Raw genomic sequence first — 1,220 nt, forward strand, 5'->3', positions numbered from 1 at the left:
GCTTAATGGAGCGGTGGTCGGTTTGACACTCAAAGTTGTTCGTCAGGGTGAGCCTTTAAGTGCTGCGCGAGATCTTTTTTCTGGGCCCAAAGGACAGATGAATGCGTTAGAACTGCTCTCTTTACTCCAAGCTAAACTTGGGAAAAGTGCAGTGCTCAAACCAGATATTGCCTGCGACCCAAGACCGGAGAAAGCCAGCCAATACCGACTAGCCGATGAGCCAGACGTACCCACTCATAGCATCCCAGATTTGCTGCGCCCAGCAATGCAACTGCCTGTCCCAATTGCTCTGCAAGAACAAGTATCGCTGGTGCATGGGCCAGAACGAATCGTATCCGGATGGTGGGATGGCGACGAAATTATGCGCGATTACTACATTGCTCATACCAAGCAAGGTCGCTGGTTATGGGTATTTCGCGATCAACATAAACATTGGTTTCTTCATGGCTATTTTTGTTAAGTTGTTATGAGTTACGCAGAATTATTTTGTCAGTCTAATTTCTCTTTCCTCACTGGCGCTTCTCATGCAGAAGAGCTTGTGTTGCAAGCGGCTTTTTATCGCTACCATGCCATCGCGATTACTGACGAGTGCTCGGTCGCTGGCGTGGTCAAAGCCCACGCAACGATTGAACAGCATACACTTGATATCAAACAGATCGTCGGCAGCATGTTCTGGCTCAACGAAGAGTGCCAAATAGTCCTACTTTGCCCCTGCCGTAAAGCTTATGCTGAGATGTGCCGTATCATCACTAACGCGAGACGACGCAGCGAAAAAGGCAGTTATCAGCTTTCTGAGTGGGATCTGATGTCGATTCGTCACTGCTTAGTATTGTGGCTTCCTACCCATCAAGCGAGTGACCATTACTGGGGGCGCTGGCTCAATCAACACCATAACAATCGACTATGGGTTGCGATTCAACGTCATCTTGGTGGCGACGATGATGCCTACACAAATCACTGCGAGAAGCTAGCTCACGAATTGCAACTGCCTATTACAGCTTGTGGCGGCGTACTCATGCACACGGCTGAGCGCCTGCCTTTACAGCATATACTCACCGCCATTAAGCATGGTTGCAGTGTTGATCAGCTGGGCTTTGAACGTCTTTCTAATGCTGAACGCGCATTACGACCACTGAATAAGTTGGTTCGTATCTACAAACCAGAGTGGCTAGAGGAAAGTAAGTACATCGCGGATTTGTGCGAATTCAAATTGTCTGATC

General features: G+C 48.5%; 1 protein-coding gene and 1 pseudogene. Both read left to right on the forward strand.

Going from position 1 to position 1,220, the window contains the following annotated elements:
- A pseudogene (locus R7E42_RS24685) lies at window positions 1–460 on the forward strand (DNA polymerase Y family protein); the annotation flags it as partial.
- A 6-nt stretch (window positions 461–466) separates the two neighbouring features.
- On the forward strand, window positions 467–1,220 hold a 754-nt coding region (locus tag R7E42_RS24690; protein WP_318073187.1), incomplete at its 3' end, for a PHP domain-containing protein.

Origin of the sequence: Vibrio sp. Vb1337 (assembly GCF_033338715.1) — a bacterium.
GTDB lineage: Bacteria > Pseudomonadota > Gammaproteobacteria > Enterobacterales > Vibrionaceae > Vibrio > Vibrio alginolyticus.